Below are 26,733 nucleotides of genomic sequence, written 5' to 3'. Positions count from 1 at the left end.
AGGCCGACAATGACTGACAAACACCATCACTATCAGGTCCAGGTGGTCTGGACCGGCAACCAGGGCACCGGCACCGCGTCCTATCGTGGCTACAGCCGGGCGCACGCCATCAAGGCTACCGGCAAGCCTGAAATCGAGGGTTCCTCCGACCCGGCCTTTCGCGGCGACCCGGCGCGCTGGAACCCCGAAGAACTGCTGGTGGCGTCGTTGTCGGCCTGCCACAAGCTCTGGTACCTGGGCCTGTGCGCCGAGGCCGGAGTCAATGTCCTGGCTTATGAGGACAACGCCCAGGGAAGCATGATCGAGCAGGCAGGCGGCGCCGGGCAGTTCACCTCGGTGGTGCTCAGGCCCAGGGTGACACTGGCGGCCGGATCCGATCTGGACAAGGCCCGCATGCTACAGGCCACGGCGCATGAGAAATGCTTCATTGCCCGCTCGATGAATTTTCCGGTCAGCCATGAGCCTGAGCTGTTGCTTGAGGCGCACCTGTGATCTGCGGCATTCGCGACCGTCGCTACATGCTCAAGCGCAAGGCCAGCGCACTCAAGGTGGCCAGCAGGATCGGCAGGGTCAGTACGCTGCCGACCTTGAGGTAATAGCCCCAGGTGATGCGCACGTTTTTCTGCGCCAGTACATGCAACCACAGCAACGTGGCCAGGCTGCCGATGGGGGTGATTTTCGGCCCCAGGTCGCAACCGATGACATTGGCGTAGATCATTGCCTCGCGAATCACGCCGCTGGCCTCGCTGCCCTGGATCGACAGCGCACCGATCAGCACGCTGGGCATGTTGTTCATCACCGAGGACAACAAGGCGGCCAGCAGCCCGGTGCCCAGGGTCGCAGCCCATAGCCCCTGCCCGGCCAGGCTGTCGAGCACGGCCGTCAGGGTGTCGGTCAGCCCGGCATTGCGCAGGCCGTAGACCACCAGGTACATCCCCAGTGAGAACACCACCACCTGCCAGGGCGCGTGGCGCATCACTTTGCCGATGGAGATGGTGCGGCCCTTGCCTGCTATCACCAGCAGGATCAAGGCGCACAAGGCCGCCACCGCGCTGACCGGAACACCCAGCGGCTCCAGCACGAACAGTCCCACCAACAGCAGCACCAGCACCACCACGCCGGCGCGAAAGGTCGCCGGGTCGCGGATCGCCAGCTGCGGGGCACGCAATTGGGCAGGGTCATAGCTGGCCGGCACATCCTGGCGGTAGAACAGCCACAGCATCAGCAGGGTCACCGCCACGCTGACCAGGTTGACCGGCCACATGACGGCGGCGTACTCGACAAAACCGACCTTGAAGAAATCGGCCGAGACAATATTCACCAGGTTGGACACCACCAGCGGCAGGCTGGCGGTGTCGGCGATGAAACCGGCGGCCATGACAAAGGCCAGCGTCGCCGCCGGGCTGAAGCGCAGGGCCGCCAGCATGGCAATGACGATCGGGGTCAGGATAAGCGCCGCGCCATCGTTGGCGAACAGCGCCGACACCGCCGCCCCCAGCAACACCATCAGGGCGAACAGGCGCCCGCCCCGACCCTGCCCCCAGCGCGCTACATGCAGGGCCGCCCATTCAAAGAAGCCGGCTTCATCGAGCAGCAGACTGATGATGATGATCGCGATGAAGGTGGCCGTGGCATTCCATACGATGTGCCACACCACCGGGATATCCCCCAGCCCCACCACACCGGTGAGCAAGGCCAGCACCGCACCGCCGGCCGCGCTCCAGCCTACGCCCAGCCCCTTGGGTTGCCAGATCACCAGCACCAGCGTTAGCGCAAATATTGCGACTGCAATCCACATCTGATGACCTCGGGTCCGGATAGATCGGCGAGGCATTGGAATACACTAACAGACGAAGATTCACTACTGGCCTTGGGCTATTTTCGCAATCAGGGCTTGGGCAGATAACCCGGCAAGGCCTCGATGCGTGCCAGCCAGCGTTGCACCTGCGGGTAAGGCTGCAAATCGACGCCGCCGTCGGGCGCCAGCGCCACATAGGGGTACACCGCGCAGTCGGCAATGGTGGGCCTGCCGATGGCCAGCCAGTCATGCTGCTGCAGGTGGGCGTCGAGCAGCGTCAGGACGCGGATGGATTTTTCCAGGGCGGCGGGCTTGTCCAGTTCATAGCCAAACAGCTCGACCAGCCTGGCCGCACACACGCTGTGCTGCACTTCGTTGGCGGCAAACGACAGCCATTGCACGATCTGCGCCTGGGCAGCGGCTTCGCCCGGCCACCAGGCCAGGCCGCCATAGGTGCCGGCCAAGTGCACCAGAATCGCCTGGGCATCGCGCACCACGTGCTTGCCGTCTTCCAGCACCGGCACCTGGGCCAGTGGGTTGAGCGCCATGAACGGCGCCTGGCGGTGCTCGCCGCCGGCCAGGTCCACTGGCACCAGGTCCAGGTCGATACGGGCCAGAGCGGCAAACAGGCGAACCTTGTAGCAGTTGCCGGACAGGGTCAGGTCATGCAGTTTCATGCGGCGCTTCCTTCAGGGATCAATTGGTTGAATTCCAGCACGTTGCCGTCCGGATCGCGGATAAACAGCGCGATGCGGCGCGGACCGATGCGATGCGGGCCTTGGGTGATAGCAATGCCCTGCTCGCCCAGCCAGCGCTGCAACGCCTCAAGGTCATCGACGATAAAGGCCGGGTGGGTGATGCCCGGCAGTTTGATCGGCGCGTCGAGCAGGACGTTATGCGCCTCGGGCATCCGGGCACCGTTGAAAATCAGGTTGATGCGCACGCCATCGGCGCTGAGCATTTCGTTGGCTTCATGTTCGGCGAAGCGGGCGCTTTCGACAAAGCCCAGCGCCTGGTAGAAACCCAGGGCGCGCGGCCGGTCGCTGACGCGGATGCCGATGTGATCGTAAGCCTGGATACGCGCCGGGTTGGCGCCTGGGGCAATCAGTGTCATGGGCTTGGCTCCGTGGCGTTCAAGTCCCGTACAGTGTCGCCCCAGGCAGGCTGCGCACCTAGGGGGCGCGGCTGACAACACTTGTGCATTAACCGCACAGATCAGACAGAGAGAATCGATGGACAGGCTCAAGGCCATGGCCAATTTCGTGCGTATCAACGACAGCGGCAGCCTGAGCGCAGCGGCCGACAGCAGCGGGCAGTCGGTGGCCTCATTGGTGCGTTCATTGGCGGCACTGGAGCAGCACCTGGGCGTGCGCCTGCTCAACCGCAGCACCCGGCGCATGGCCCTGACCGAAGAAGGCGCACAGTACCTGGCCTGGAGCCGGCGCATGCTGGCCGAGGTCGAGCTCATGGAGCAGCACTTCGATAACGCCCGTCATGACCGGCCCGCCGGGCTGCTACGTCTGACCGCGCCGGTGGAGTTCGGCCAGCGCTACATCGCTCCGCTGGTCAATGACTTTCTCAAGGCCCATCGCGAGATGCGCGTCGAGCTGATGCTTGACGACCGTATCAACGACCTGCTCGACGAGGGCCTGGACCTGGCGGTGCGCATCGGCCGCCTGCCCGACTCCTCGATGGTCGCCCGTACGGTGGGACATACCCGGCTGGTGACCTGCGCCAGCCCCGATTACCTGCGCGGCGCCCCCACGCCAGACAGCCCGCACTGCCTGCACGAGCACGCCTGTATCAACCAGAAGGACCGGGGCCGGCACTGGTACTTTCGCAGCGGCAAGACCGAGCTTGTCGAGGAGGTCCAGGCACGCCTGGTCACCAACCAGACCCACGCCGTGCGCCTGGCCTGCGTGCAGGGCCTGGGCATTGCCCGGCTGCTGCACTATCAGGTCTGGGAAGAACTGCAGGACGGGCGCCTGCAGCGAATCCTGCAAGCCTTCGAGCCCGAGGCGCTGCCGGTACAACTGGTCTTTCCCCACGCGCAGATGCTGGCGCCACGCGTGCGAGCCTTCATCGACTGGACCTGCCCGCGCCTGGAAGCACAGTTGCCGGACCCTGGCTGATCGATTGCGCCCACAGGTCGCTGGCCCGGACGGCACGAAACCGCGGGAGGTAGGAGCGCGCTTGCCCGCGACCGAGTGCGCAGCGCTCGCAAAATTGATGCAACGCCGCAGATTTACAGCTGTGAACACACTCAAAATCTGCGAAACGCCGCAGATTTACAGCTGTGAGCACACTCAAAATCTGCGAAACGCTGCAATTTTACGACTGCTAACGCAGCCGGTCGCGGTGGTCCGGCATTCCGGCAGAGCGCGCTCCTACAGCGCTCTGTGCCTGTGATCAGCCGAACACATGCGAGGGCCGGTGCAGGACCGGGTCGAACGGGTTGACTTGCAGCCCGATGGCCCGGGCTTCGCGCTTGAGCAGCTCGACCACTGTGGGCATGCGCGCCGGGCCCAGGCGGTCGCTGATGGTTGCCACGCTCAGGGCGGCGACAGCATGGCCGTTGCGGTCCAGGATCGGTACCGCCAGCCCGGCCATGCCGTCGAGCACACCGGTGTTGCGCCCGGCATAACCCAGGCTGCGCACGTTGTCGATTTCGGCACGCAGCAGCACTTCGTCGTAATGATGAACCTCCTTGAGCCGCGGCAGGTTGTAGCGGATCACCTCGTCGCGCTCCAGCTCCGGCAGGAACGCCAGGATCGCCAGGCTGCCCTGGCCCACGCCCAACGCCACGCGCCCGCCAATGTCGCCAGTGAAGGTACGGATCGGGTACGGCCCCTCACTGCGGTCCAGGCACACCGCATCAAACCCCGAACGCGCCAGCAGAAACAGCGAATCGCCCAGCGAAGCCGACAGCCGCAGCAGGCTGGGACGCACCACATCGCGCAAGTTGCCGGCCTGGCCAGCCTTGGCCGCCAGGGCAAAGAAATCCAGGCTCAGGCGGTAACGCTTGCTGGTTGCACACTGATCGACCATGCCTTCCTCGACCAGGCTGCGCAGCAGACGGTGGGTGGTCGGTTGTGCCAGGCCTACTCGCAGCGCCAATTGGCTGACCCGCTCCCCCTCGTCACTGCAATCGCCCAGGGCGCGCAGCACGGCAAACAGCCGCGACACTGCACTGACACCGGTTTCTCTGGGCTCACTATTTCGCTCAATGGAATCCATTTCGCTTTAAACCTCCAAAAATTTCATTCAGTGGAATAATTTCAAAATAGCTACCGCTCAGTGAAATTACTGCCTTGTCGCCATCCTAAGCTTTGCCCTACTCTCGGGTCCATAGGGCGATACCACAACATCGGCCGCCGCCATCGAAGCGAGCGCCAACGTCCGTCTAGCATTGCTTTTCGCCGTTGGCGCCTGCCCCCCTGAAAACTGCCGGTCTTGCCGGCGGTGTTGACGTTGGAGCACAGCCATGACTTTTTTGTTGATCGACAAACTCTGCAAGCGCTACGGCGCCATGGAGGCGGTGGCCAGCTCCAGCCTGGCGATCGAAAAAGGCGAATTTGTCTCCCTGCTCGGGCCTTCAGGCTGCGGCAAGACCACCACCTTGCAGATGATTGCCGGCTTCATCGAAGTCACCAGCGGCACCATCGTGCTCGACGGCCGCGACATCACCCATGCCAAGCCGGCCAGCCGTGGCTTGGGGGTGGTGTTCCAGAGCTACGCGCTGTTTCCCCACATGAGTGTGCGCGACAACGTCGCCTTCGGCCTGCAGATGCGCAAGGTGCCGCGTGCCGAGATCGGCCAGCGGGTCGACCGCGCCCTGGCCCTGGTGCGCCTGACCCCGCACGCCGAACGCTATCCGCGCGAGTTGTCCGGTGGCCAGCGCCAGCGTGTGGCCCTGGCCCGGGCGCTGGTGATCGAACCGCCGGTGCTGCTGCTCGATGAGCCGCTGTCGAACCTGGACGCGCACCTGCGTGAAGAGATGCAGTTCGAGATCCGCCGCATCCAGCACGAAGTGGGCATCACCACCCTGATGGTCACCCACGACCAGGCCGAGGCGCTGTCGATCAGCGACCGCGTGGTGGTCATGCAAGCCGGGCGCATCACCCAGGTCGACGACCCCTACCGTCTTTACGAACACCCGCGCACGCCGTTCATCTCCGACTTTGTCGGCAAGGCCAACCGCCTCCACGGCATTCGCGCCGCCGACGGCAGCGTGCAGGTGGCCGCCGAAGGGCCGTTGACCCTGAGCCTGCGCCCGGAAAAGATCACCCTGGTGGCGGCCGGCAGCGGCAGGCTGCAAGGCACCGTCAACTGCCGCTACTTTCTGGGCAGCCAATGGCTGTACCGCATCGACACCGCCTTGGGCGAAGTCGCCGTGGTGCGCGCCAATGACGGCAGCGCACCGCTGCCTGAAGGTCATGCCGTGAGCCTGGACTGGGACGACGCGTTGCTGCGCGTACTTGACGCCAGTGAGGTGGCGGCATGAGCGACACAAGACCGCGCAACAGCGTCTGGGGCTACGGCCTGAGCAGCCCGGCCATGCTGCTGTTTCTGATCCTGCTGGTGCTGCCGCTGGGCCTGACCGTGGTGCTGTCGTTCAACGCCTTCGACTACGCCACCGGCATCAAGACCGGCGAATACACCTTCGGCCATTACCTGAACCTGCTGACCGACAGCTACTACTACGAAATTTTCTTTCGCACCTTCTGGATCAGCGCGCTGGTGACCCTGCTGTGCGTGCTGATCGGCATTCCCGAGGCCATGATCCTCAGCCGCATGGGCGCGCCGTGGCGTTCGATCTTCCTGATCCTGATCCTCACCCCGCTGCTGATCTCGGTGGTGGTGCGCGCCTTCGGCTGGAGCCTGCTGCTGGGCGCCGACGGCCTGATCAACCAGGGCATCACCGCCCTGGGCGGGCAACCGGTGAAACTGCTGTACACCCCGTTTGCGGTGATCATCGGCCTGGTCCACGTGATGCTGCCGTTCATGATCATTCCGGTGTGGACCTCGCTGCAAAAACTCGACCCGGCCGGCGAACAGGCGGCCCTGTCGCTGGGGGCCAGCCAGTGGACGGTGTTTCGTCGCATCGTGCTGCCACAGATCATGCCCGGCGTCTTGTCCGGCACGCTGATCGTCTTCGGCCTGGCGGCCAGCTCCTTTGCCATTCCCGGCCTGTTGGGCGGACGGCGCCTGAAAATGGTCGCCACCATGATCTACGACCAGTACCTGGCCGAGCTGAACTGGCCCATGGGCGCCACCATCGCCGTGGCCCTGCTGCTGATCAACCTGCTGGTGATGCTCAGCTGGAACCGGCTGGTCGAACGCCGCTACAAACGCACCCTTGGAGTCTGAGCCATGACCCGTAACGGCCCGCTGGCCCTGTCCTTTCATGCCCTGGTGATGCTGTTCATGCTCGCGCCCCTGGCGGTGGTGTGCCTGGTGGCCTTCACCCCGGAAAACACCTTGAGCCTGCCGACCTCCGGCTTGTCGCTGCGCTGGTTCGCGGCGGTGTTCGAGCGCGCTGACTTTCTCGATGCGTTCTATAACAGCCTGCAACTGGCCGCGCTTTCAGCAACGCTGGCCACCCTGATCGCCGTGCCGGCGGGGCTGGCCCTGACCCGCTACAGCTTCCCCGGCCAGGGTTTTCTCAACGGCCTGTTGCTGTCGCCGATCATCATTCCGCACCTGGTGCTGGGGGTGGCGATGCTGCGCCTGTTCGCCCTGCTGGGTGTCAACGGCAGCTTCACCTGGCTGGTGCTGGCCCACGTGGTGGTCATTACGCCTTATGTGCTGCGCCTGGTGCTGGCCGCCGCCATCGGTATTGACCGCAGCGCCGAACAGGCCGCGCAAAGCCTGGGAGCGGGTCGCGTGACGATGTTCTGCAGGATCACCCTGCCGATGATCCTACCGGGGGTCGCCGGTGGCTGGCTGCTGGCGTTCATCAACAGCTTCGACGAAGTCACGCTGTCGATCTTTATCACCTCGCCAGCCACCCAGACCCTGCCGGTGCGCATGTACGTGTACGCCACCGAATCCATCGACCCGATGATGGCGGCGGTGTCGGCGCTGGTGATCGGGGTCACGGCGCTGACCATGATTGCCCTGGACCGTGTCTACGGCCTGGACCGGGTCTTGGTGGGCAAACAATGAACCGTGCGCCCTTGTTCAAACGCCTGGCCGAGCACGACCGGCAACCGGTGACCTTTGTGCTCGACGGCCAGCCCGCCCAGGCCCTGGCCGGCGACACGCTGCTGACCGCCATCCTGACCTGCGATCAACACCTGCGCGGCAGCGATTTCAATGCCGAACCCCGCGCCGGCTTCTGCCTGATGGGCGCCTGCCAGGACTGCTGGGTGCGCCTGGCCGACGGCCGCCGCGTGCGCGCCTGCTCGACCTTTGTCGAACCGGACCTGTGCGTGACCCGTGATCCGGGGCGGTGCCTATGAGCCAGACCGTCATCATCGGTGCCGGTCCTGCCGGTATCCGTGCGGCGCAGACCCTGGTGGCCCATGGCGTGCGCCCGGTGCTGCTGGATGAAGCCAGCCGTGGCGGCGGGCAGATTTACCGCCAGCAACCGGCCAACTTTCGCCGCAGCGCCAGGGTCTTGTATGGCCTGGAGGCTGGCAAGGCCCAGGCGCTGCATGGCACGCTGGAGCAGTTGCGCCCTCATATCGACTACCGCCCCGACACGCTGGTGTGGAACGCCGAGCACCAGACTCTGGACACCCTGCACCAGGGCTCCCAGGCCGGCCAGCTTGACTACCAACGCCTCATCGTCGCCACCGGCGCCACTGACCGAGTGCTGCCGATTCCGGGCTGGACCCTGCCCGGCGTCTATACCCTGGGCGCGGCGCAGATTGCGCTGAAATTCCAGGGCTGTGCCATTGGCGAGCGCGTGGTGCTGGCTGGCAGCGGGCCATTGCTGTACCTGGTGGCGTACCAATACGCCAAGGCCGGTGCCACCGTGTGTGCCGTGCTCGACACCTCGCCATTCAGCGCCCAGGTGCGCGCCCTGCCCGGTTTGCTCTGGCAACCTGGCACCTTCGCCAAGGGCCTTTATTACCGCGCCTGGCTCACCGCCCACGGCATCGCGGTGCATCAGGGCGTCACCTTGCTGGGCGTCGAAGGCCAGCAGCGGGTCAGCGCGGTGCGCTGGAGCAAAGCCGGCCAGGTACAGACACTGGCCTGCGACGCGCTGGCCTTCGCCCATGCCTTGCGCTGCGAAACGCAACTGGCCGACCTGCTCGGCTGCACCTTCGCCTGGAGCCCGCTCAATCGCGCCTGGCTGCCCGAACGTGACGCGCTGGGTCGCGCCAGCCGCGAAGGCGTGTACCTGGCCGGCGACGGCGCCGGTATCCTCGGGGCCGATGGCGCGGAAATGACCGGCGAACTGGCGGCGCTGACACTGCTGGCCGATCAAGGCCTGCCCATCGACACCGTGCGCAGCGCGCAGCTGCAAAAGCGCCTGGCCCGGTTGCAGCGCTTTCGCCACGGCCTGGAACAGGCTTTTCCGTTCCCGCAAGACTGGGCCCGGCAGGCACCAGATGACCTGACCGTGTGCCGCTGTGAGCAAGTGACGGCTGGGGACATCCGCGACACCGTGCGCGCCGGGCACTGGGAGATCAACCGGGTCAAGGCCATCTGCCGGGTCGGCATGGGCCGCTGCCAGGGCCGGGTCTGCGGCGCCGCCGCCATGGAACTGATTGCCTGTGAAAGCGGCCGGCCGGTCGATCAGGTCGGGCGCTTGCGCGGCCAGGCGCCGGTCAAGCCGCTGCCCTTTGGCCTGGAGATCGCCCCATGAGCCTCATCGAAGTGGACGTCGTAGTGGTCGGCGGCGGCATCGTCGGCAGCAGCGCGGCGCTGAATCTGGCACGCGGTGGCCAGCGCGTGGCGCTGGTCGAGCGGGACTTCTGCGGCTCGCATTCCAGCGGCGTGAATTACGGCGGCGTGCGCCGCCAGGGCCGGACCCTGGTGCAACTGCCGCTGTCGACCCGCGCCCATGCCATCTGGGGCCAGTTGCGCGACTGGATCGGCGTGGACGGCGAATACACCCGCTCCGGGCACTTGAAGCTGGCCCGCAGCGACGCGGACTTTGCCGCCTTGCAGGCCTATGAGCGCCAGACCCGGGATTATGGCCTGAACCTGCAACTGCTGGACCGGCGCGCCCTGCGCGAGCGCTTTGCCTGGGTCGGCGATATTGCCGTCGGCGCCTCGTACTGCCCCGAGGACGGCCATGCCAATCCGCGCCTGGTGTCGCCGGCCTTCGCCCAGGCGGCGCAGCGCAGCGGCGCGCAGGTGTTTGAACAATGCCAGGTGCTGGAAGTGACGCACGATGGCCAGCGCTTTACCGTGCCATGCAGCAATGGCCTGACGTTGCGCGCACCCTGGCTGCTGAACTGTGCCGGTGCCTGGTCGGCGCAACTGGCCGAGCGTTTCGGTGAGCCGGTGCCGCTGACCGCCGCGCACCCGGCCATGCTGGTGACCGAACCCCTGCCCCTGTTCATGACTGCCAGCACCGGGGTCGAGGGCGGTGGCATCTATGCCCGCCAGGTCAGCCGCGGCAATTGTGTGCTGGGCGGCGGACGCGGCTTTGCCCTGGGGCCCACCACTGCGCGTGCCGGTCAAGCCGCCGTGCTGGACATCCTGCGCAACGCCACCGAACTGTACCCGGCCCTGACCGGCGCCCAGGCCATCCGGACCTGGAGCGGCACCGAGGGCTACCTGCCCGATGACGAACCGGTGATCGGCCCCAGCCTGACCCAACCCGGCCTGCTGCACGGCTTCGGCTTTGCCGGCGCCGGCTTCCAGATCGGCCCGGCGGCCGGTGAGGCCCTGGCGCAATGCATTCTGCTCGGTGCGCCACGGCACAGCCTGGCCGCCTTTTCCATTGGTCGTTTTCACACGATTCCCACCCAGAAGGAACACCTGTCATGACGCACAAGCATCGTCTGCTCGCTCTGTTCTGCTGCCTGCCCGCCGTGGCCATGGCCGAGCCCACCCTGTACCTGGGCATGAACGGCGGCACCATGGAGCGGTTGTTCACTGACAACATTCTGCCCGCCTTCGAGAAAGCCAACGGCGTCAAGGTGGTGATCGTGCCGGGCACCTCGGCCGATATCCTGGCCAAGGTGCAGGCCACGCCGAACAAGCCGGCCATCCATGTGATGGTGCTCGACGATGGCATCATGTACCGCGCCATCGGCATGAACCTGTGCAGCACCCTGACGCCCAACCCGACCCTGGCGCAGTTGCCGGAGAAGGCGCTGATCAAGGACAAGGCCGCCGCCGTGAGCCTGGGGGTCACGGGGCTGGCCTACAACAGCCGTATGTTCAAGGAAAAAGGCTGGGCGGCGCCGACGTCCTGGAGCGACCTGAGTGATGCGCGCTTCAAGAACAAGGTGGTGTTCCAGTCGCTGGCGTCCTCGACCTTCGGCCTGCACGGTTTTCTGATGTACAACCGCCTGCAGGGTGGCGACGAGACCAACGTCGACCCGGGCTTTACCGCCTGGCCCAAGCAGGTCGGCCCGAACGTGCTGGAGTACATTCCCAATTCGGCCAAGCTGTCGGAAATGGTCCAGACCGACGAAGCTGCCCTCTTTCCGCTGACCCCGACGCAGGTGACCGCGCTCAAGCTCAAGGGCATCCCGGTGGAATACGCCGCGCCCAAGGAGGGCGCCGTGGTGCTCAACCAGGCCGAATGCGTGGTGGCCAACAATGACCAGCCGGAACTGGCGCAGAAACTGGCGCAGTTCCTGCTGAGCCCAGAAGCGCAGTCGCCGGCGCTGGAGCTGGGCGACCAGATCCCGTCCAACCCCACCACCCCGACCACCGACAAGACCCGTGGCCAGGTCGAGGCCATGCAGACCTACCTGAAGACCGCGGTGACCATCAACTGGGATGAAGTCAACAAACTGCGTCCGGAATGGAACGCACGCTGGAACCGGCAGATCGAACGGTAGGACCTGACGTACAGGCAGATAACGTGTGGGAGCGACTACCCGGTCGCGAAAGTGCCTCCATGATCCGGATCTATGGGATCGGGTTTGCCGCATTCGCGACCGTTGGTCGCGCCTACAAGACCTGTGTCGTGCGCGAAATAGAGCGCCAATACAGAACCCGTGGGAGCGACCACCGGTCGCGGATGCAGAGGCTCAGGCGCTGAATGTCGAATGTATCGGCCCTTTCGCGACCGCTGGTCGCTCCAACAGTGTTTTTTGAATCTCAGGAGGTGTTTCCATGCCCGCCACTGACAGCCTGCAACGCTTCGTCGACGCTCAGGATCCGGTCTTCGATCAGGTCATGAGCGAGCTGCACGCCGGGCGCAAGACGAGCCACTGGATCTGGTTCGTGTTCCCGCAACTCAAGGGCTTGGGCCGTAGCTCGACAGCCGAGCACTTCGGCCTGGCCGACGGCGCGCAAGCCCGGGCTTACCTGGCCCATGAACGGCTCGGCTCCAGGCTTGTGCAGGCGGTCGAGGCCATGCTGCAGCACACCGATAAAAGCGCCCTGCACATCCTGGGCTCTCCCGATGACCTGAAGTTTCGCTCCTGCCTGACCCTGTTCGCCCATGTCGCGCCGGCGCCTGCGGTGTTCGAGCAGGCCTTGCGTCAGTTCTACCAGGGCGAACCCGACCCCAGGACATTGGCCCTGCTCAGTCAGGCCTCGATAAGCTGACACTCGAATTGTTGCGGCCAGTCCCGGCGCGTCAACACCTGGCCCTGCTCGCGCAGGCGGCGCACTTCTTCCAGGTCCAGCGTGGTGATCAACCATTGGCTGGCCGCCGGGCATAGCGTGTCACTTTCGGCCATCACACCAGTGGCCGGCATGCCGTAATCGGAAGGCACGTACAACGCTGCACGGCCGATGTTTTCATCCAGCGCCGGCGACCAGGGCGCCAGGCCCACGGTGGGCGATTGCAGGACCGCGATCTGGTTTTCCAGGGCGCGGGCCTGGGCGCCGATGCGTACGCGGTAGAAACCGGCCTCGGTGTCGGTGCAGCTGGGTGCCAGGATCAGGTCGGCCCCGCCTTCGGCCAGCCGCCGTGCCAGCATTGGAAACTCATTGTCGTAGCAGATCAGGATGCCCAGCTTGCCCAAGGGCGTGTCGAAGACCCGCAGCCCCTGGCCGGGCACGATGTTCCATTGCTCACGTTCGAAACGGGTCATGGTCAGTTTGTCCTGGCGGCCCAGGCAACCGTCCGGCCCGAACAGCCAGGCGCGATTGCGGTACTGGCCGTCGTCGTCCAGCACCGCCACGCTGCCTGGTTGCAGGTGAATGTTCAGGCGCCTGGCCAGGCCTTGGCACAGCTCCAGCCAGCGCGGCAGCAACCGCTGGATACCGGCAATCGAGGCCTGCAGGTCGCTGCGCTCGGCAGCCGGCAACTGGCCGGTCAGTACCAGGCCTGCGTATTCGGGCAACAGCAGCAACTGCGCGCCCTGTGCAGCGGCCTGCTCGCACAGACCGGTGAGATGAGCGGCGTAGGCGTCCCAGGTTTCCAGCAGGTCGATGTGGTACTGGCACGCGGCGACGGTGATCATTGGGCAAGTTCCTTGAGCCAGAACGACATGGGTTTGGCCGACTCACAGGTTTCATCCAGGTCGCGCCAGTGATACTCGGTGTGCAGTTCGGGGTGATGGCGGTAACCGCGACGAGCCCAGAAGGCATCCAGCGGCTGGTAGCCGGCCGGGCGGCGCGGATGATCAACAGGGCGCTGCACGGCGCAGAAGGCACACAGGTCGAAACGCTCCAGCGCCCGGGCATGGGCCTCGCGGGCGTCGAAAAAGCGCACGCCCAGGCCACGGCCACGCCAGGCCGGCAACACCACCGATTCGGCGCAGTAGAACACCCGCTGCGGGTCGAGGCCGGCCTGCCCGAACGGGCGCCGGAACGCCTCGGCCTCATCCGCCAACGGCAGCCCGGTGCTGGCGCCGACCACTTCGCCTGCGTCATCGTGCACCAGCACACACAGGCCGTCCGGGCTGCGCAGGTAGGTCGACAGGTACTCGGCCTCGTAGGCCAGGGTGCCGTCGTACAGGTACGGGAACTCGCGAAATACCGTGATGCGCAGGTGCGCCAGCGCGTCGATAAAGGGCTCGATCTGCGCGCCCTTGAGCAATTGAATGTGCATGGGATACGCTCGCCAGCAAACAAGTGACGCTGGCAGACAGGCCAGCGACCGGCGCCGAACTTATCATGCGCGCAGCCCGTTTCGTCAATGCCCCCTCACAGGAACCTGTTCATGACCACCACCGAACTGATCCAGGCCTACTACGCCGCCTTCAACGCCGGCGACATGCCGGCCTTTCTCGAACTGCTGTCCGAGGATGTGGTGCATGACATCAACCAGGGCGAACGGCAGATCGGCAAGGCCGCTTTTGCCGCGTTCATGATCAAGATGAACCGCAGCTACCGCGAGCAACTGAGCGATATCGTGGTCATGCAGACCCCGGACGGCCTGCGGGCAGCCGCCGAGTTTGTCGTGCATGGCCAGTACCTGGCCGACGACGAGGGCCTGCCACCGGCCAACGGGCAGACGTACATATTGCCGGCCGGTGCCTTCTTCTATGTGGTCAACGGCAAGGTCGCGCGCATCAGCAACTACTACAACCTCAACGACTGGCTTGAACAGGTGGCGTGACCCGGTCACCGGTGGCTGGCACACTGCGCTTTTGCCTGCGAGACCTTCAGCATGGATCTGCTTTTTCTGGGTACCTCCGCCGGAGCACCGACCAAGAACCGCAATGTCAGCGCCACCGCCATTATCGAGGCGTCCGGCAAAGCCTGGCACCTCGTCGACTGCGGCGAAGGCACCCAGCATCAACTGTTGCATAGCCCCTTGTCCGTGCGTGACCTGCGCGGCATTTTCATCACCCATGTGCACGGCGATCACTGCTTCGGCCTGCCCGGCCTGCTGGCCAGTGCCGGGATGTCCGGGCGTACCGAGCCGCTGGACCTGATTTTGCCGGCCGCCCTGCACGGCTGGGTACGCCAGAGCCTGGCAGTGAGCGAAAGCCACCTGCCGTTCGAGCTGCGCCTGCATGCTGTCGAAACCCTCGGCCCCTGGCGCAGCGGCACCCTTGAAGTGGGCACCGTCGAACTGTCGCACCGCGTGCCGTGCCACGGCTATGTGTTCACCGAAGCCGACACCGAGCCGCGCCTGGACACCGAGCGCCTGCTGGCGGCCGGCATTCCTCGTGGGCCACTGTGGGGCCGGTTGGCGCGCCAGCATAGCGTCGAACATGACGGGCGCCTGATCGACCCGGCCGACTACCTGCTGGCCGGCCTGCCTGGGCGGCGCATCATCGTCTGTGGCGACAACGACCAACCCGGGTTGCTGGCTGACGCGGCCCAAGGCGCCGATGTGCTGGTGCACGAAGCCACTTTCACCCAATCGGTGCTCGCCCGCGCCCAGAGCACCTACGGTCACAGCACCGCAGCGGCCGTGGCGAAGTTTGCCGAGACCGCCGGCGTGCCCAACCTGGTGCTGACGCATTTCAGTGCGCGCTTCCAGGACAACCCGCAACGCCGCCCGAGCATCGACGATGTCCGCCAGGAAGCGGCGGCGCACTACAACGGCCGGCTGGTCCTGGCCGCTGACCTGCAGCGCTACCACCTGGCCCGGGATGGCGGGCTGGTGCCGGTTGAAACACTGGCGCAGGCGCCCGCACAGCAAGCCGACAGGTCATGATCGGCCTGGCCGGACGCAGAGCACTGTCGCGCAGCAAACATGAGGTGGTGTAGGAGCGCGCTTGCCCGCGACCGAGTGCGTAGCGCTCGCAAAATCTCGGAAACGCTGCAAATTTACGACTGCTAACGCANGCGCTTGCCCGCGACCGAGTGCGTAGCGCTCGCAAAATCTCGGAAACGCTGCAAATTTACGACTGCTAACGCAGCCGGTCGCGGGCAAGCGCGCTCCTACGGGGTTTAATCTAATAGCCAATAAAATCAACGAGTTATTTTTTAGGAGAAGCGCACGCCCTGCACAATGGCCTTGCGCAGTACGTGCGACAGCTGGTCGATGGAATACGGCTTGTGCAGCAGTTCAAAGCCGTGGGTGCCGTGCCGGGCAATGACGTGGCTATAGCCACTGGTAAGCACAACCGGAAGGCCGGCATGACGGCGGCGGATCTCCCTGGCCAGCTCGACCCCATCCAGGCCCGGCATCATTACGTCCGAGAACACCACGTCAAAACCGCCGCCCGCCGCTTGCAAGGCCTGCAGCGCCTCTTCGGCGTTGAGCGCCCAGCGTGTCTGGTAACCCAGCTCGGTCAGGGTTTGCACGGTAAAAGCGCCCACATCGGCATTGTCTTCGACCACCAGCACGCGTGTACCGTGGCCTTCCGGCAAGGGGGCCGGCTCAGCGTCACGTACCAAAGATGCGCCTGCAACGCGCGCCAGGTACAGGGTCAGGGTCGAGCCCCGGCCCACCTCGGTGATCACGCGCACTTCGCCCCCGGATTGCTTGGCAAAGCCAAACACCTGGCTCAGGCCCAGGCCGGTGCCCATGCCGACGCCCTTGGTGGTGAAAAAAGGCTCGAAGATGCGCTCCAGGTGCTCAGGCGCAATGCCGGCCCCGGTGTCGGTCACGGCAATGGCGATGAACTCGCCAGGCACCGCCGGGTGCGCACGCACCGCCGGAATTTCATCGACCGGGTACACACTCAGGCTCAGGCGCCCTTCTCCGCACATGGCATCGCGGGCGTTCATGGCCATGTTGACCATTGCTGTGTCGAACTGGCCGGGGTCGGCGTTCACATAGCAGGGTTGGCCGTGCAGCACCGTGGTGATCTGGATGCGTGAATCGGTCAGGGTGTCGAGCATCGCGACCAGCGCGGTGATGGCCTGACCAACATTGAATGGCTCAGGCTTGAGCGATTGGCGCCGGGCGAATGCCAGCAACTGGGCAGTCAGTCGCGCCGCCCGGTTCACGGTCTCGGAAATGGCTGTCACATAGCGCACGCGTCGCTCATCGGACAGGTTCGGCCGTGCCAGCAGGTCGACCGAGGAACGGATCACGGTCAGCAGGTTATTGAAGTCATGGGCGACCCCGCCGGTCAGTTGTCCGAGCGCTTCGAGCTTTTGTGCCTGGCGCAGGTGCTCCTCGGCCTTGCTGCGCTCTTCAATCGCCTCGGCAATACGTCGCTCCAGGGTGTCATTGAGTTCCTGCAGGCCTATTTCCAGCTGTTTCTGCTCGGTGATGTCTTGCAACAGACCGAAGATCCTGACGGCCTGGCCCTGCTTGTTGGTCAACGGCGTGCTGCGGATCAGGACCCAGCGAATGGCCTGGTCATTGGCCCGCCGGATCCGGCACTGGATATTCCATCCTGTGCCTTGGGCATTGGCCTGCCGATAGGACGCCTCTACCGCGTCCCGGTCTTCGGGCAGCACATGCTCGAGAAACGTCTGGAAGCCCCACTGCGCCACCGGCTTTTCGTAGCCCAATATCTGGTCATGGCGCAAGGCACGCACAGAGGTGTCGGTTTCGACCTCCAGCTCCCACTCGCCGATCTGCCCGGCCTCGACCGCCAGGCGCAGGCGGGCCTCGCTGTCGCGCAGCGTGGCAATGCGCCTGTCGCGGGCACGTTCCAGGTGCGAGGTGACCCGGGACAGCAGTTCGCGGGCCGAAAACGGTTTGATCAGGTAGTCATCGGCACCGGCCGACAGGCCTTCGACACGGGCCTCTTCACCGGCACGCGCCGACAGCAGCACGACCGGGACAGTCTGCAGTGCCGGGTCTTCGCGCACGGCACGCAGCAGGCCGAAACCGTCCAGCGCCGGCATCATCACATCCGTCAGAATCAGGTCGGGTTTACGCCGCCGGGCAGCGGCCAACGCCATTTCACCGTCCATCGCGGTTTCAACCGTCAATCCTTGAGCACGCAGCAGGCGGGTGATATAGGCGCGCATGTCGGCATTGTCATCGGCGAGCAAGACCCGTCCTCGAGCAACGCCCGGCAATGCTTCACTGTCAGCCTCGCTTGTCACCGTCTCGGGCAGCCAACTGAGCGCCTCCTCCACAAACGCCTCGGCCACCGCAGCGGTCGAGGCCGGAAAGACCTCGGCGCCCTGGACGCTGACCGGCGCCAGGGCCCGGCCCAACGGCAGGCTGACGACAAAGGTACTGCCATGCCCGACCTCACTGCTGACCTCAAGGGTGCCCTGATGCAGGCGGACCAGCTCCTGCACCATGGCCAGGCCGATGCCCGAGCCTTCGAACGAGCGGCCCTTGACGCCCTCGACCCGATGAAAACGCTCGAACAGCCGGGGCAGTTCGCGGGCGGCGATGCCGACCCCGGTGTCCTCGACGGCCACCCGTGCCTGCCGGCCATCCTCGCTCGCGCTCACCGTAATGCGGATATGCCCGGCCATCGTGAACTTGAAGGCATTGGAGACCAGGTTGAGGATTATCTTTTCCCACATGTCCCTATCCACCCAGGCGGTGTCGGGCAAGGGCGTGGTTTCGATGATCAGCTCAAGGCCGGCACGCTCGCAGGCCGAGCGAAAACTGGAGGCCAGGTCGGTGGTCAGGGTCACCAGGTCCACCGGTACGTAACGCGCCTGCGCCCGACCCGCCTCGATGCGCGAGAACTCCAGCAGCGAATTGACCAGCTTCAGCAACCGCTGGCCATTGCGATAAGCCAGCCGCACCCGCTCGACTTCGTCTGTCGGCAATTGCTCGGCCAGCGCCAGCGATTGCTCCAGAGGGCCGAGCATCAGGGTCAAAGGTGTACGAAATTCGTGGCTGATATTGGTAAAAAAGAGCGTCTTGGCCTGGTCGATCGCCGCCAGCGCTTCGGCGCGCTCGCGCTCCTGCGTCCGGACCAGGACCGTGGCCATGGCCGCCGACACCGCCGCCCCCAGCAATTCGTAAAAGCCGCGGTAGACATCGTTCAGTGGCAATCGCGGCGAAGCACCCGCCACGATCATCAACGAGGCGCCTGCGTCGCCGCTCGGGATCACCGCAAGCACGAACGCGGCAGCGGGCGGCTCCGGATATGGACCACAATTCGTCTCGGCGAACAGCGTGGCAATGTCATTGACCTGCAATGAGCCCTTGTGCGCCAACGCGGCACTTAACGGCCAGGGATGCTGGCTGTGCGCGTCGACCCGACGGGCGATGGCCGGGCAATCGGCGGCCACGCCGCTGTGGCGCACCAGTCGAAACCCCTGCGTCTGTGGCTCATGTTCGTAGAACAGCAGAAAAGGAATATCGAACGCAAAGTCCGCCAGCGTCTCGACGGTCAACTCGATCAGCGCCGGGATGTCGGCAGCGCCGCCCAGCCGGGCGGTCAAATCGCGCAAGGCGCGCGTGCGCCGCTCGGCCAGGATCGTGGTGGTGGTTTCGGTCACCGGGTGAAACAGCCCGCCGATCCCGCCGCTTTCATCGCGGATGGGTGAGGTCGAGAAAGTAAAGAAGGTTTCTTCCAGGTAGCCGTTGCGGGCCAGGAACATGCGCTGGTTTTCAAGAAAACTGGTGTGCCCGGCCAGAGCCCGCTCGAAAGGTTCGCCAATCGCCGGCCAGGCGCTCGCCCAAGTGATGTGGTAGCCCTCGCCCAGTGCACGCGGATGCGCCTCACCACACACGACTTTGTAACCGTCGTTGTAGATCTGGGTGTTTTCCGGGCCCCAGATGATATTGATCGGAAAGTTCGACGCCAGGCACAGGCTGACCGTGGTGCGCAGGCTCTGGGGCCATTGATCGATAGGTCCCAATGGCGTTGCCGCCCAATCCTTGTGCTGGATAAGGGCCGCCATCTCGCCGCCGCCTGACAAAAAGGAATGAGCCTTCAAAGATATGCACCGCCGAAAGGGTTGTTCTGTACCGGTGGCTGCGCGACCGGAAAAGCGTGAGGCAGACGTGGGTTGTTGCAACCAGGACGCTATGGCGTGTCGGCGTGCAAGCGATTGCTCTTCGCCGACAACTACCAGGGTAGTCGCCTGTCTCAGTGGCGAGAAGCGCCAAGTGTAAACCAAGCGCTACACAAATCACCCGGCAAACGTTCCGGCCCGACAAGGTGCAATGGCTGTATGAACCGACCTGTAAAACCGCACATCGAGCGCGAGGCCGTCGACGTGTTCATGGCGCACTGGGAGGCCGGTGCTTTCAAGGCGCAGCGGCTGGGGCAGGCGTTCTATAACCACTTCAATCTGCACCGTCTCAGCGATCAACCTGCGCTGTTGGACCTGTATGCGGCCGACGGCAAGAAAGCCCTGAAATGCATTGACGGGCTGTTCGAGATCAGTTGACCTCGCTGCGCATACTGCAACAGGTTGAACTTTGCCAAAGCCGCTGCCGTCTAGCCCATAAGCGCGTGCCAGAGCCACTGGCGCGGTCTTGAGGCAAGGTTTTTCACGGTCAGCAGCAGGTGATCCATGAGTCAGGGTTTATCCACCGTACGCTGGATGCAGGGCGGTTTTCTCGGCGTGTTCATGCTCTGCGCGTGGGCGCCGTTCGACCGCCAGACCTGGCTGATGGAAAATGGCCTGATCTTGATCGGCGCCGTGGCGGTATGGCGGGCTCGCCAGCGGTTCTACTGGTCGCCGCGTTCCTGGGCTCAGGTGTTGCTGTTTTGTTGCCTGCACGAAGTGGGCACCCATTTCACCTACCCACGGGTGCCCTATGACGCCGGGCTGGCCCAGCTCACAGGTATACGGCTCAATGACCTGTTGCAATGGGAGCGCAATCAATACGACCGTTTCGTGCACCTGGCCTTCGGGGTGCTGATGGCCTTGCCTTGTCGTGAAATCCTTGTTCGCCAGTGCGCCCTGCAAGGGGCCTGGGCCTCACTGCTGGCCTGGTCGCTGGTGCTGGCCACCTCCCTGTTGTATGAGCTGATGGAATGGGTCGGCGGCGACCTGCTCGGCGCCGGGACCTCGTTTATCGGCGCGCAAGGTGACGTCTGGGATGCCCAGAAAGACATGGCGCTGGCCACGGTCGGCGCCTTGGTGGTGCTGATGTTGCGCGGGCATCGGGTGCGGGAGGCCCTGACGGCGCCGGTCAAGCCTTCCAATACATGACCTGTGGAAGGGGCCGGTCGGCGCCCCGCTCTGCGCGCGACATGGCTGGGACAGGCGCTAAAAATGTGCCTGATTGACTGCCGCTTTCGCCAGCAGAGCTGCCTCCCACAGTCCGGTGCCAGGCACGAGACCTTAGGCGACATCAATCCTGTGGGAGGCGGCTTGCTGCGGGCGGCGATCCGGCGATGAGGCCAACAAGGCCTATACATCTGCTGCGTCTGTCACGCAGCCATCGCCAGCAGAGCTGCCTCCCACCGTCTGGTGTCAGGCCCGAGATCCAGAACAACATCAATCCTGTGGGAGGCGGCTCTGCCGGCGATGACGTCAACAAGGCCCACACACCTGCTGCGCCTGTCCCATAGCCATCGCTAGTTGCTGCCTCCCACAAAGAGGCGCTGTCTTGCGCAACGTCTCTATTTGCGTCGTTATCTGACGGCCATCATCCCTTCTCGATACCCGATGGCGGTGCCGACGCCGACGCAGGCACGACCGGCGCGTGATCCAGCGCTGCGATTTCACGCTGGGCCTGCTTGAGGTCGAAGGCGTTGTCCCACTTGGCAATCGCGATGGTACCGATGCCGTTGCCGATCAGGTTGGTCACCGCGCGCGCCTCGTTGAGAAAGCGGTCGATGCCCAGCAGCAACACCAGGCCCACCAACGGGATGGTGTGGATGGTGGTCAAGGTGGCGGCAAGCGTGACAAAACCGGCACCGGCCACCCCGGCCGAGCCCTTGGAGGTCAGCAGCAACACGCCCAGCAGCACACACTGGTCCATGAAGGTCAGCGGTGTGTTGGTGGCCTGGGCCACGAAAATCGCCGCCATGGTCAGGTAGATGCAGGTACCGTCGGCATTGAAGGTAAAGCCGGTGGGCAGCACCATGCCGACCACGGATTTCTCGCAGCCGAGCTTTTCCAGCTTGGCCATCATGCGCGGCAGCACCGATTCGGTGGAACAGGTGCCCAGCACGATCAGGATTTCATCCTTGAAGTAACGCAGGAACTGCATCAACGGCAGGCCGGACCAGCGCGCCACTGTGCCGAGGATCACCACGATGAACACCAGGGTGGTGAGGTACAGCGCGATCAGCAACTGTCCCAGCGACAACAAGGTGCCAATGCCGTACTTGCCGATGGTAAAGGCCATGCCTGCGCCGGCACCGATGGGCGCCAGGCGCATGACCATCGCGACGATCTTGAACAGCCCCTGCAGCAGCAGGTCGATGATGTTGATCAGCGGTTTGCTGACCGGCCCCATCTGCACCAGCGCCACGCCCATCAGCACCGACAGCAGAATGACCTGCAGCATCGAGCCCTTGGCAAAAGCGTCGATGAAGGTACTGGGGATGATATTGAGGAAGAAATCGACAGTGCCGCCCTGATCATGCGCCACCTGGGTGTACTTGCTGATGGCACTGCCGTCGAGTTTGGCCGAGTCGATGTTCATGCCCACGCCGGGCTTGATGACATTGACCACCACCAGGCCGATGACCAGCGCGATGGTCGAGAGCACTTCAAAGTAGATCAGCGCCTTGACGCCGATGCGCCCGACCTCCTTGATGCTGCCCATCTTGGCCATGCCGACCACCACGGTGCCGAAGATGATCGGCGCCAGCAGCATCTTGATCAGCTTGATGAAGCCATCGGCCAGCGGTTGCAGCCTGGCAGCAAAACCGGGTTCGAAGTAACCCAGGATGCCGCCGATCACGATGCCGATCAGCACCTGTACATAGAGCTGGCTGTACCAGCGCGTTGCAGACTTTTCCATGGTGTCGCACCTCGTGTTGTTTTTGTGTAGAGGGCAAAAAGCGGCCGCCTCGATCGAGACGGCCGCCACACAACGGCTTAACGCTCACCCAGCTCGCGCATCACCTCATACAGCGCGGCCTTTGCTTCAAAACCGACGCCCGGGATGTCCGGCAGGCCGACGTAGCCGTTCTCGACACGAATGCCGTCGGCAAAGCCGCCGAACGGCTGGAACACATCCGGGTAGGACTCGTTGCCGCCCAGATGCAGGCCGGCGGCGATGTTCAGCGACATCTGGTGACCGCCGTGCGGCACCACCCGGCGCGATGACCAGCCCAGCTCTTTCATCACTTCCAGGGTGCGCAGGTACTCGACCAGACCGTAGGACAGCGCGCAGTCGAACTGCACGAAATCACGGTCAGGGCGCATGCCGCCGTGGCGCAGCAGGTTGCGGGCATCCTGGTGGGAGAACAGGTTTTCGCCGGTGGCCATCGGCAGGTCATAGTGGTTGGCCAGCTCGGCCTGTAAGGCGTAGTCCAGCGGGTCGCCGGCCTCTTCGTACCAGAACAGGTCGTACGGCTTGAGGGCTTCGGCGTAGGCGATGGCCGTCTTGAGGTCGAAACGGCCATTGGCATCGACCGCCAGGCGCCGACCGCTGCCGACCACCTCCAGCACCGCCTCGATGCGTGACAGGTCTTCGGCCAGAGGCACCGCGCCGATTTTCATCTTCACCACGTCATAGCCGCGGTCCAGGTAGCTCTGCATCTCGGCCTTGAGCTGGCTGTGGTCCTTGCCGGGGTAGTAATAGCCACCGGCGGCGTAGACCCAGACCTTGTCGTCGGCCACACCTTCGCGGTAGCGGTCGGCCAGCAGCCGGTACAGCGGTTTGCCTTCGATCTTGGCCACCGCATCCCACACCGCCATGTCGATGGTGCCCACCGCCACCGAACGCTCACCGTGGCCACCGGGCTTTTCGTTGGTCATCAGGGTTTTCCAGATGGCGAACGGGTCAAGGTTGTCGTTGGCCTCATCAATCAGCGATTCAGGCTTCGCTTCGCTGATACGTGCCAGGAACCGGTCGCGCATCAAGGCGCCCTGGCCGTAGCGGCCGTTGGAGTTGAAGCCGTAACCGATGACCGGCTTGCCGTCACGAATCACATCGGTGACCACCGCCACGACCGAGCAGGTCATCTTGGAAAAGTCGATGTAGGCATTGGCAATGGGCGAGGCAATGGAAACGGTCTTTTCGCGGATATCAACGATGCGCATGGCGCTGTCCTCTTGTTGTGATGCAGGCAACGTTAGGCGCATCCAGGACGATCCGATAATGCTGTTATCGAGTCAGGCAATGCCATTTCGGCATAGCCTTTTGGCTTACTGATAGCGTGTTATTTCAGGCCGCCATGCTATAAAACGCCAAACCCATGCAGGCTCAGCATTACTTATGGAACTCGTCTGGCTTGAAGACTTTATTGCCCTGGCCGAGCACGGCAGTTTCATTCGTGCCGCCCAGACCCGGCACGTGACCCAGCCGGCGTTCAGCCGGCGCATCCGGGCGCTGGAGCAATGGATGGGTGTGGAATTGTTCCAGCGTACCTTTCAGGGCGCGACCCTGACCCTGGCCGGCGAACATGTGCTAGCCAGCATGCAGGACGCCACTGCCCGCCTGTACCGGATACGTGAAGAAGCGCGTGAAGTGGCCGGCACCGCAGCCAAGAGCCTGAAATTCTCGGCCACCCATTCACTGTCGTTCACCTTCTTTCCCAAGTGGATTCGCCAGCTCGGGCGTGGCGCGCCGATCGAGGCGGTCAGGCTGCAATCGGACAGCATGGCCGAATGCGAGCGCCTCCTGATGCACGGGCAAGTGCAGTTTCTGCTCAGCCACCGCCACCCGCAGGTGCCGCCGAAACTGCCGTTCGGCCAGTACCTGAGCAAGGCCGTGGGGGTCGATACACTGATTCCGCTGATGGGCCGCGATGCCGATTTTGGCGCTGACCTGCACACCCTGCCGTACCTGGCCTATACCCGCGAATCAGGCCTGGGCCGCATCCTGGAGCAGCAACTGCAGGACAAGGCCGGCTACCTGCACCTGCAACCCTCGTTCAGCAGCCACCTGGCAGCGGTGCTGACCTCCATGGCCCTGGAGAACAAGGGCGTGGCCTGGTTGCCCAAAAGCCTGACCGAACAGGAACGCGCCGATGGCAAGCTGGTGCGCGCCCTGGATGAGAGCTGGGACATTGCGCTGGAGATTCACCTGGCCCGCCCGGTGGCACAACTGCCACCGTTTGCCGAAGCGTTCTGGGAACAGCTGGAAAGCTACAGCGCGCCTGCAGGTTGATCACGAAGGGTTGTCGAAGTCCGGAAAGGGATGACGCAGCGGGCGCGGTGTGTCTGGCGGTGTACTGACGGCAGGAACGTCGACCAGAGGCCATCGCCCCAGCGCCTCATAACGGCCCTTGTAGGACTCGTAGAGCACGAACTCGCGCGCCTGCCAGCGAAAATCGGGCTCGATCATGGCTTCGGGCACCGGATCCCGGTAATCGCGCATCAAGGTCACATGCGGAATGAATTCGCGGGCATCGGGTGTCAGCCCCAGTGGCAACATGGCCTGTTGCAGGTCATAGACCCAGCGCAGGAAGACCGGCGAGGTCTGGCTCGAGGTCAGCGCCAATGTCTGGCTGCGGCGCCGGGCGTCTAACTGATCCAGTTCCAGGGTCAGCGGTGCCGTCAACGGAAGCAGCCGTGCGGCGGTTTCGAGGATGGCAGGTATCTGCCTGCTGCCGACGTTGCCGAGAAACATCAGGGTCAGGTGAAAGTTTTCCGTGGGCACCGGCCGGCCGCTGCGTAAACGCAAGTCGGTGCGCCAGCGAGCAATGGCCTTGCGCTGCGCCGCCTCGCACGGCAAGGCAAAGAACAGCCGCTTGAACGGCTCGGTTGAAACAGCCTCGTTGATCATCAAACAACACTCCTGATTCGGGCTCGATGGCTTTTGACCCCGTGGCCCGCTATCGCGTTCACAGCCCTGATTCGCGGATCAGCGTGGCCACCAGGGCTTGCGCCGACATTTCGCGGGCCAGCGGAGCGCCCTGTCCGGCCCAGTGTGCGGCACATTCGTGGTTGCCGGACCGAGCCGCTGCCGCATTGAGCTGCTTGGCCGCGTCATAAGCCAGCGGATACGCTGCCGGCATTACCCCGCCGCGCTCGGCATGCTCGATAAAGCTGTTGAGCAGGCCTCGGGCCGGGCGGCCTGACAAGGTCGAGGTCAGGCGTGTGAAGGCGGCGCGTGGACTTTTCAGATGCGTCCGATACCCCTCGTTGGCCGCCGATTCGGGGCACAGGATAAACGCGGTGCCCAATTGCGCCGCCGCTGCACCCAGGTCCAGCGCGGCGCGAATGCCCTGCCCGTCCATGATGCCACCGGCGGCGACAATCGGCAGGTCGATGTGCTTGACCAGCAGGCGCACCAGCACCGAGGTGCTCAGTTGCTCATCACTGGCCTGCGGGTCGAACAGACCGCGATGCCCGCCGGCCTCGATGCCTTGCGCCACGATGGCGTCGAAACCCAGTTGCTGGATCTGCAAGGCCTCGGCCAGGCAGGTGGCCGTCGCCAGGGTGCAGATGCCCGCCTGCTTGAGGGCCTGCAATTGCGCGGCCGACGGCAGGCCAAAATGAAAACTGACCACCGCCGGCCGGGTGTCCAGCAGCAGGTCGAATACCGCATTGTCCTGGGCAAAGCTGGTGTAGATCTCATCCAGCGTGGCGGGCACTGGCGCCTGGAACTGCTCGAACAGCGGCCGCAGATGCGCCAGCCAGGCGCTTTCGCGCGCCGGGTCACGCACGGCAGGTGCATGGCAAAAGACGTTGACGTTGAACGGCCGGTCGGTCAGTGCCTGGGTCTGCTCGATCATCGCTCGGGCCTGGGCCACGCTGCTGGCGCCGATGCCCAGGGCACCCAGGCCACCGGCATTGCTCACCGCCGCTGCCAGTTGGGGAGTGGCCACGCCGGCCATGGGCGCCTGGAGGATGGGCTGGATGCCAAGCCTGTCTGTAAAAGCGCGGGGGTCAGTCATGGTGCGGCTCCTTGGCGTCAGGGAATCGGACGTTGATAATTATCAATATGAGAATAATATAACCACATCATTTTCATTATGAGAACA

26 protein-coding genes are annotated in these 26,733 nt (G+C 64.4%); 15 read left to right on the top strand and 11 right to left on the bottom strand.

The window, feature by feature from the left end; translation table 11 throughout:
- Nucleotides 1–9 precede the first annotated feature (9 nt).
- The gene (locus ASF84_RS15715) at nt 10–492 is read left to right on the top strand and encodes an OsmC family protein (RefSeq protein WP_056839752.1); all 483 of its coding nucleotides are present in this window, start codon (nt 10–12) and stop codon (nt 490–492) included.
- A 22-nt stretch (nt 493–514) separates the two neighbouring features.
- Here ASF84_RS15715 and ASF84_RS15710 read toward each other — a convergent pair whose 3' ends face one another.
- The 3 genes from ASF84_RS15710 to ASF84_RS15700 all read right to left on the bottom strand — a co-directional run bounded on the left by ASF84_RS15710 (nt 515) and on the right by ASF84_RS15700 (nt 2,912).
- Entirely contained in the window at nt 515–1,798 is a 1,284-nt protein-coding gene (locus tag ASF84_RS15710; RefSeq protein WP_056839751.1) for an arsenic transporter, read from the bottom strand.
- A gap of 89 nt (nt 1,799–1,887) precedes the next feature.
- Entirely contained in the window at nt 1,888–2,475 is a 588-nt protein-coding gene (locus ASF84_RS15705) for a glutathione S-transferase family protein (RefSeq protein ID WP_056839750.1), read from the bottom strand.
- On the bottom strand, nt 2,472–2,912 hold the full coding sequence (locus ASF84_RS15700) for a VOC family protein (protein WP_197977015.1): 441 nt from the start codon (nt 2,910–2,912) through the stop codon (nt 2,472–2,474). The genes ASF84_RS15705 and ASF84_RS15700 overlap by 4 nt, the downstream gene beginning before the upstream one ends.
- Nucleotides 2,913–3,030: 118 nt before the next feature.
- Between ASF84_RS15700 and ASF84_RS15695 the strand changes: the two genes are divergently transcribed.
- The gene (locus tag ASF84_RS15695) at nt 3,031–3,930 is read left to right on the top strand and encodes a LysR family transcriptional regulator (RefSeq protein WP_056839749.1); all 900 of its coding nucleotides are present in this window, start codon (nt 3,031–3,033) and stop codon (nt 3,928–3,930) included.
- Nucleotides 3,931–4,207: 277 nt separating this feature from the next.
- Here ASF84_RS15695 and ASF84_RS15690 read toward each other — a convergent pair whose 3' ends face one another.
- Nucleotides 4,208–5,035, bottom strand: a complete 828-nt coding sequence (locus ASF84_RS15690) for an IclR family transcriptional regulator (protein ID WP_056839748.1) — start codon at nt 5,033–5,035, stop codon at nt 4,208–4,210.
- A gap of 247 nt (nt 5,036–5,282) precedes the next feature.
- On the opposite strand from ASF84_RS15690, the gene ASF84_RS15685 reads away from it, so the two are divergent.
- The 8 genes from ASF84_RS15685 (at nt 5,283) to ASF84_RS15650 (ending at nt 12,490) form a co-directional block, all read left to right on the top strand.
- On the top strand, nt 5,283–6,302 hold the full coding sequence (locus ASF84_RS15685; protein WP_056839747.1) for an ABC transporter ATP-binding protein: 1,020 nt from the start codon (nt 5,283–5,285) through the stop codon (nt 6,300–6,302).
- Nucleotides 6,299–7,168: an ABC transporter permease gene (locus ASF84_RS15680; RefSeq protein WP_056839746.1), complete on the top strand. Its 870-nt coding sequence runs from the start codon at nt 6,299–6,301 to the stop codon at nt 7,166–7,168. Before ASF84_RS15685 ends, ASF84_RS15680 begins: the two co-directional genes overlap by 4 nt.
- 3 nt (nt 7,169–7,171) lie before the next feature.
- Nucleotides 7,172–7,966, top strand: coding sequence for an ABC transporter permease (locus tag ASF84_RS15675; protein WP_056839745.1), 795 nt, complete (start codon nt 7,172–7,174; stop codon nt 7,964–7,966).
- Entirely contained in the window at nt 7,963–8,262 is a 300-nt protein-coding gene (locus ASF84_RS15670; protein ID WP_056839744.1) for a (2Fe-2S)-binding protein, read from the top strand. Before ASF84_RS15675 ends, ASF84_RS15670 begins: the two co-directional genes overlap by 4 nt.
- Entirely contained in the window at nt 8,259–9,617 is a 1,359-nt protein-coding gene (locus ASF84_RS15665; protein ID WP_056839743.1) for an FAD/NAD(P)-dependent oxidoreductase, read from the top strand. Before ASF84_RS15670 ends, ASF84_RS15665 begins: the two co-directional genes overlap by 4 nt.
- Entirely contained in the window at nt 9,614–10,750 is a 1,137-nt protein-coding gene (locus ASF84_RS15660) for an NAD(P)/FAD-dependent oxidoreductase (protein WP_056839742.1), read from the top strand. Before ASF84_RS15665 ends, ASF84_RS15660 begins: the two co-directional genes overlap by 4 nt.
- Nucleotides 10,747–11,775, top strand: coding sequence for an ABC transporter substrate-binding protein (locus tag ASF84_RS15655; RefSeq protein WP_056839741.1), 1,029 nt, complete (start codon nt 10,747–10,749; stop codon nt 11,773–11,775). The genes ASF84_RS15660 and ASF84_RS15655 overlap by 4 nt, the downstream gene beginning before the upstream one ends.
- 277 nt (nt 11,776–12,052) lie before the next feature.
- On the top strand, nt 12,053–12,490 hold the full coding sequence (locus tag ASF84_RS15650; RefSeq protein WP_056839740.1) for a DUF1810 domain-containing protein: 438 nt from the start codon (nt 12,053–12,055) through the stop codon (nt 12,488–12,490).
- On the opposite strand, the gene ASF84_RS15645 is transcribed toward ASF84_RS15650, so the two are convergent.
- Together ASF84_RS15645 and ASF84_RS15640 are read right to left on the bottom strand one after the other, a co-directional pair.
- A complete protein-coding gene (locus ASF84_RS15645) occupies nt 12,472–13,353 on the bottom strand; it encodes a carbon-nitrogen hydrolase family protein (RefSeq protein ID WP_056839739.1) in 882 nt (293 codons plus the stop codon). The two genes, ASF84_RS15650 and ASF84_RS15645, sit on opposite strands and share 19 nt — an antisense overlap.
- A complete protein-coding gene (locus ASF84_RS15640; RefSeq protein ID WP_056839738.1) occupies nt 13,350–13,943 on the bottom strand; it encodes a GNAT family N-acetyltransferase in 594 nt (197 codons plus the stop codon). Before ASF84_RS15640 ends, ASF84_RS15645 begins: the two co-directional genes overlap by 4 nt.
- Before the next feature lie 111 nt (nt 13,944–14,054).
- On the opposite strand from ASF84_RS15640, the gene ASF84_RS15635 reads away from it, so the two are divergent.
- Together ASF84_RS15635 and ASF84_RS15630 are read left to right on the top strand one after the other, a co-directional pair.
- Nucleotides 14,055–14,453, top strand: a complete 399-nt coding sequence (locus tag ASF84_RS15635; protein WP_056839737.1) for a nuclear transport factor 2 family protein — start codon at nt 14,055–14,057, stop codon at nt 14,451–14,453.
- A 51-nt stretch (nt 14,454–14,504) separates the two neighbouring features.
- Nucleotides 14,505–15,503 (top strand): ribonuclease Z, encoded by a 999-nt coding sequence (locus ASF84_RS15630; RefSeq protein WP_056839736.1) that lies wholly within the window; start codon nt 14,505–14,507, stop codon nt 15,501–15,503.
- 272 nt (nt 15,504–15,775) lie between these two features.
- Here ASF84_RS15630 and ASF84_RS15625 read toward each other — a convergent pair whose 3' ends face one another.
- The gene (locus tag ASF84_RS15625) at nt 15,776–19,570 is read right to left on the bottom strand and encodes a response regulator (protein WP_056839735.1); all 3,795 of its coding nucleotides are present in this window, start codon (nt 19,568–19,570) and stop codon (nt 15,776–15,778) included.
- Nucleotides 19,571–19,843: 273 nt separating this feature from the next.
- Here ASF84_RS15625 and ASF84_RS15620 point away from each other — a divergent pair, with 273 nt between their 5' ends.
- Together ASF84_RS15620 and ASF84_RS15615 are read left to right on the top strand one after the other, a co-directional pair.
- Entirely contained in the window at nt 19,844–20,062 is a 219-nt protein-coding gene (locus ASF84_RS15620; RefSeq protein ID WP_056839734.1) for a hypothetical protein, read from the top strand.
- Between the two features lie 126 nt (nt 20,063–20,188).
- Nucleotides 20,189–20,833 (top strand): DUF2238 domain-containing protein, encoded by a 645-nt coding sequence (locus ASF84_RS15615; protein ID WP_082481630.1) that lies wholly within the window; start codon nt 20,189–20,191, stop codon nt 20,831–20,833.
- 439 nt (nt 20,834–21,272) lie between these two features.
- Here the strand turns inward: ASF84_RS15615 and dctA are convergent, their stop codons facing one another.
- Entirely contained in the window at nt 21,273–22,598 is a 1,326-nt protein-coding gene (gene dctA / locus ASF84_RS15610; protein WP_056839732.1) for a C4-dicarboxylate transporter DctA, read from the bottom strand.
- Between the two features lie 77 nt (nt 22,599–22,675).
- The gene (locus ASF84_RS15605; RefSeq protein WP_056839731.1) at nt 22,676–23,845 is read right to left on the bottom strand and encodes a mandelate racemase/muconate lactonizing enzyme family protein; all 1,170 of its coding nucleotides are present in this window, start codon (nt 23,843–23,845) and stop codon (nt 22,676–22,678) included.
- Between the two features lie 175 nt (nt 23,846–24,020).
- On the opposite strand from ASF84_RS15605, the gene ASF84_RS15600 reads away from it, so the two are divergent.
- A complete protein-coding gene (locus ASF84_RS15600) occupies nt 24,021–24,914 on the top strand; it encodes a LysR family transcriptional regulator (RefSeq protein ID WP_056839730.1) in 894 nt (297 codons plus the stop codon).
- On the opposite strand, the gene thpR is transcribed toward ASF84_RS15600, so the two are convergent.
- Entirely contained in the window at nt 24,915–25,532 is a 618-nt protein-coding gene (gene thpR, locus ASF84_RS15595) for an RNA 2',3'-cyclic phosphodiesterase (protein ID WP_082481628.1), read from the bottom strand.
- 58 nt (nt 25,533–25,590) lie between these two features.
- Nucleotides 25,591–26,646, bottom strand: a complete 1,056-nt coding sequence (locus ASF84_RS15590; protein ID WP_056839729.1) for an NAD(P)H-dependent flavin oxidoreductase — start codon at nt 26,644–26,646, stop codon at nt 25,591–25,593.
- Nucleotides 26,647–26,733 lie beyond the last annotated feature (87 nt).

It is taken from the genome of Pseudomonas sp. Leaf127, from assembly GCF_001423155.1.
In the GTDB taxonomy this organism is placed as follows: Bacteria; Pseudomonadota; Gammaproteobacteria; order Pseudomonadales; family Pseudomonadaceae; genus Aquipseudomonas; species Aquipseudomonas ovata.
Note: the sequence above shows the minus strand (reverse complement) of the source record. Positions and strands in the feature narration are given on the sequence as shown.

Bases quoted from the DNA above. Each gene is read 5' to 3' on its own strand.
- ASF84_RS15640 (WP_056839738.1), bottom strand. From the start codon at position 13,943: ATGCACATTCAATTGCTCAAGGGCGCGCAGATCGAGCCCTTTATCGAC.
- thpR (WP_082481628.1), bottom strand. From the start codon at position 25,532: ATGATCAACGAGGCTGTTTCAACCGAGCCGTTCAAGCGGCTGTTCTTT.
- ASF84_RS15600 (WP_056839730.1), top strand. From the start codon at position 24,021: ATGGAACTCGTCTGGCTTGAAGACTTTATTGCCCTGGCCGAGCACGGC.
- ASF84_RS15690 (WP_056839748.1), bottom strand. From the start codon at position 5,035: ATGGATTCCATTGAGCGAAATAGTGAGCCCAGAGAAACCGGTGTCAGT.
- ASF84_RS15715 (WP_056839752.1), top strand. From the start codon at position 10: ATGACTGACAAACACCATCACTATCAGGTCCAGGTGGTCTGGACCGGC.
- ASF84_RS15680 (WP_056839746.1), top strand. From the start codon at position 6,299: ATGAGCGACACAAGACCGCGCAACAGCGTCTGGGGCTACGGCCTGAGC.
- ASF84_RS15665 (WP_056839743.1), top strand. From the start codon at position 8,259: ATGAGCCAGACCGTCATCATCGGTGCCGGTCCTGCCGGTATCCGTGCG.
- ASF84_RS15675 (WP_056839745.1), top strand. From the start codon at position 7,172: ATGACCCGTAACGGCCCGCTGGCCCTGTCCTTTCATGCCCTGGTGATG.
- ASF84_RS15695 (WP_056839749.1), top strand. From the start codon at position 3,031: ATGGACAGGCTCAAGGCCATGGCCAATTTCGTGCGTATCAACGACAGC.
- ASF84_RS15660 (WP_056839742.1), top strand. From the start codon at position 9,614: ATGAGCCTCATCGAAGTGGACGTCGTAGTGGTCGGCGGCGGCATCGTC.
- ASF84_RS15650 (WP_056839740.1), top strand. From the start codon at position 12,053: ATGCCCGCCACTGACAGCCTGCAACGCTTCGTCGACGCTCAGGATCCG.
- ASF84_RS15630 (WP_056839736.1), top strand. From the start codon at position 14,505: ATGGATCTGCTTTTTCTGGGTACCTCCGCCGGAGCACCGACCAAGAAC.
- ASF84_RS15685 (WP_056839747.1), top strand. From the start codon at position 5,283: ATGACTTTTTTGTTGATCGACAAACTCTGCAAGCGCTACGGCGCCATG.
- dctA (WP_056839732.1), bottom strand. From the start codon at position 22,598: ATGGAAAAGTCTGCAACGCGCTGGTACAGCCAGCTCTATGTACAGGTG.
- ASF84_RS15590 (WP_056839729.1), bottom strand. From the start codon at position 26,646: ATGACTGACCCCCGCGCTTTTACAGACAGGCTTGGCATCCAGCCCATC.
- ASF84_RS15645 (WP_056839739.1), bottom strand. From the start codon at position 13,353: ATGATCACCGTCGCCGCGTGCCAGTACCACATCGACCTGCTGGAAACC.
- ASF84_RS15605 (WP_056839731.1), bottom strand. From the start codon at position 23,845: ATGCGCATCGTTGATATCCGCGAAAAGACCGTTTCCATTGCCTCGCCC.
- ASF84_RS15620 (WP_056839734.1), top strand. From the start codon at position 19,844: ATGAACCGACCTGTAAAACCGCACATCGAGCGCGAGGCCGTCGACGTG.
- ASF84_RS15670 (WP_056839744.1), top strand. From the start codon at position 7,963: ATGAACCGTGCGCCCTTGTTCAAACGCCTGGCCGAGCACGACCGGCAA.
- ASF84_RS15705 (WP_056839750.1), bottom strand. From the start codon at position 2,475: ATGAAACTGCATGACCTGACCCTGTCCGGCAACTGCTACAAGGTTCGC.
- ASF84_RS15655 (WP_056839741.1), top strand. From the start codon at position 10,747: ATGACGCACAAGCATCGTCTGCTCGCTCTGTTCTGCTGCCTGCCCGCC.
- ASF84_RS15635 (WP_056839737.1), top strand. From the start codon at position 14,055: ATGACCACCACCGAACTGATCCAGGCCTACTACGCCGCCTTCAACGCC.
- ASF84_RS15710 (WP_056839751.1), bottom strand. From the start codon at position 1,798: ATGTGGATTGCAGTCGCAATATTTGCGCTAACGCTGGTGCTGGTGATC.
- ASF84_RS15625 (WP_056839735.1), bottom strand. From the start codon at position 19,570: ATGGCGGCCCTTATCCAGCACAAGGATTGGGCGGCAACGCCATTGGGA.
- ASF84_RS15615 (WP_082481630.1), top strand. From the start codon at position 20,189: ATGAGTCAGGGTTTATCCACCGTACGCTGGATGCAGGGCGGTTTTCTC.
- ASF84_RS15700 (WP_197977015.1), bottom strand. From the start codon at position 2,912: ATGACACTGATTGCCCCAGGCGCCAACCCGGCGCGTATCCAGGCTTAC.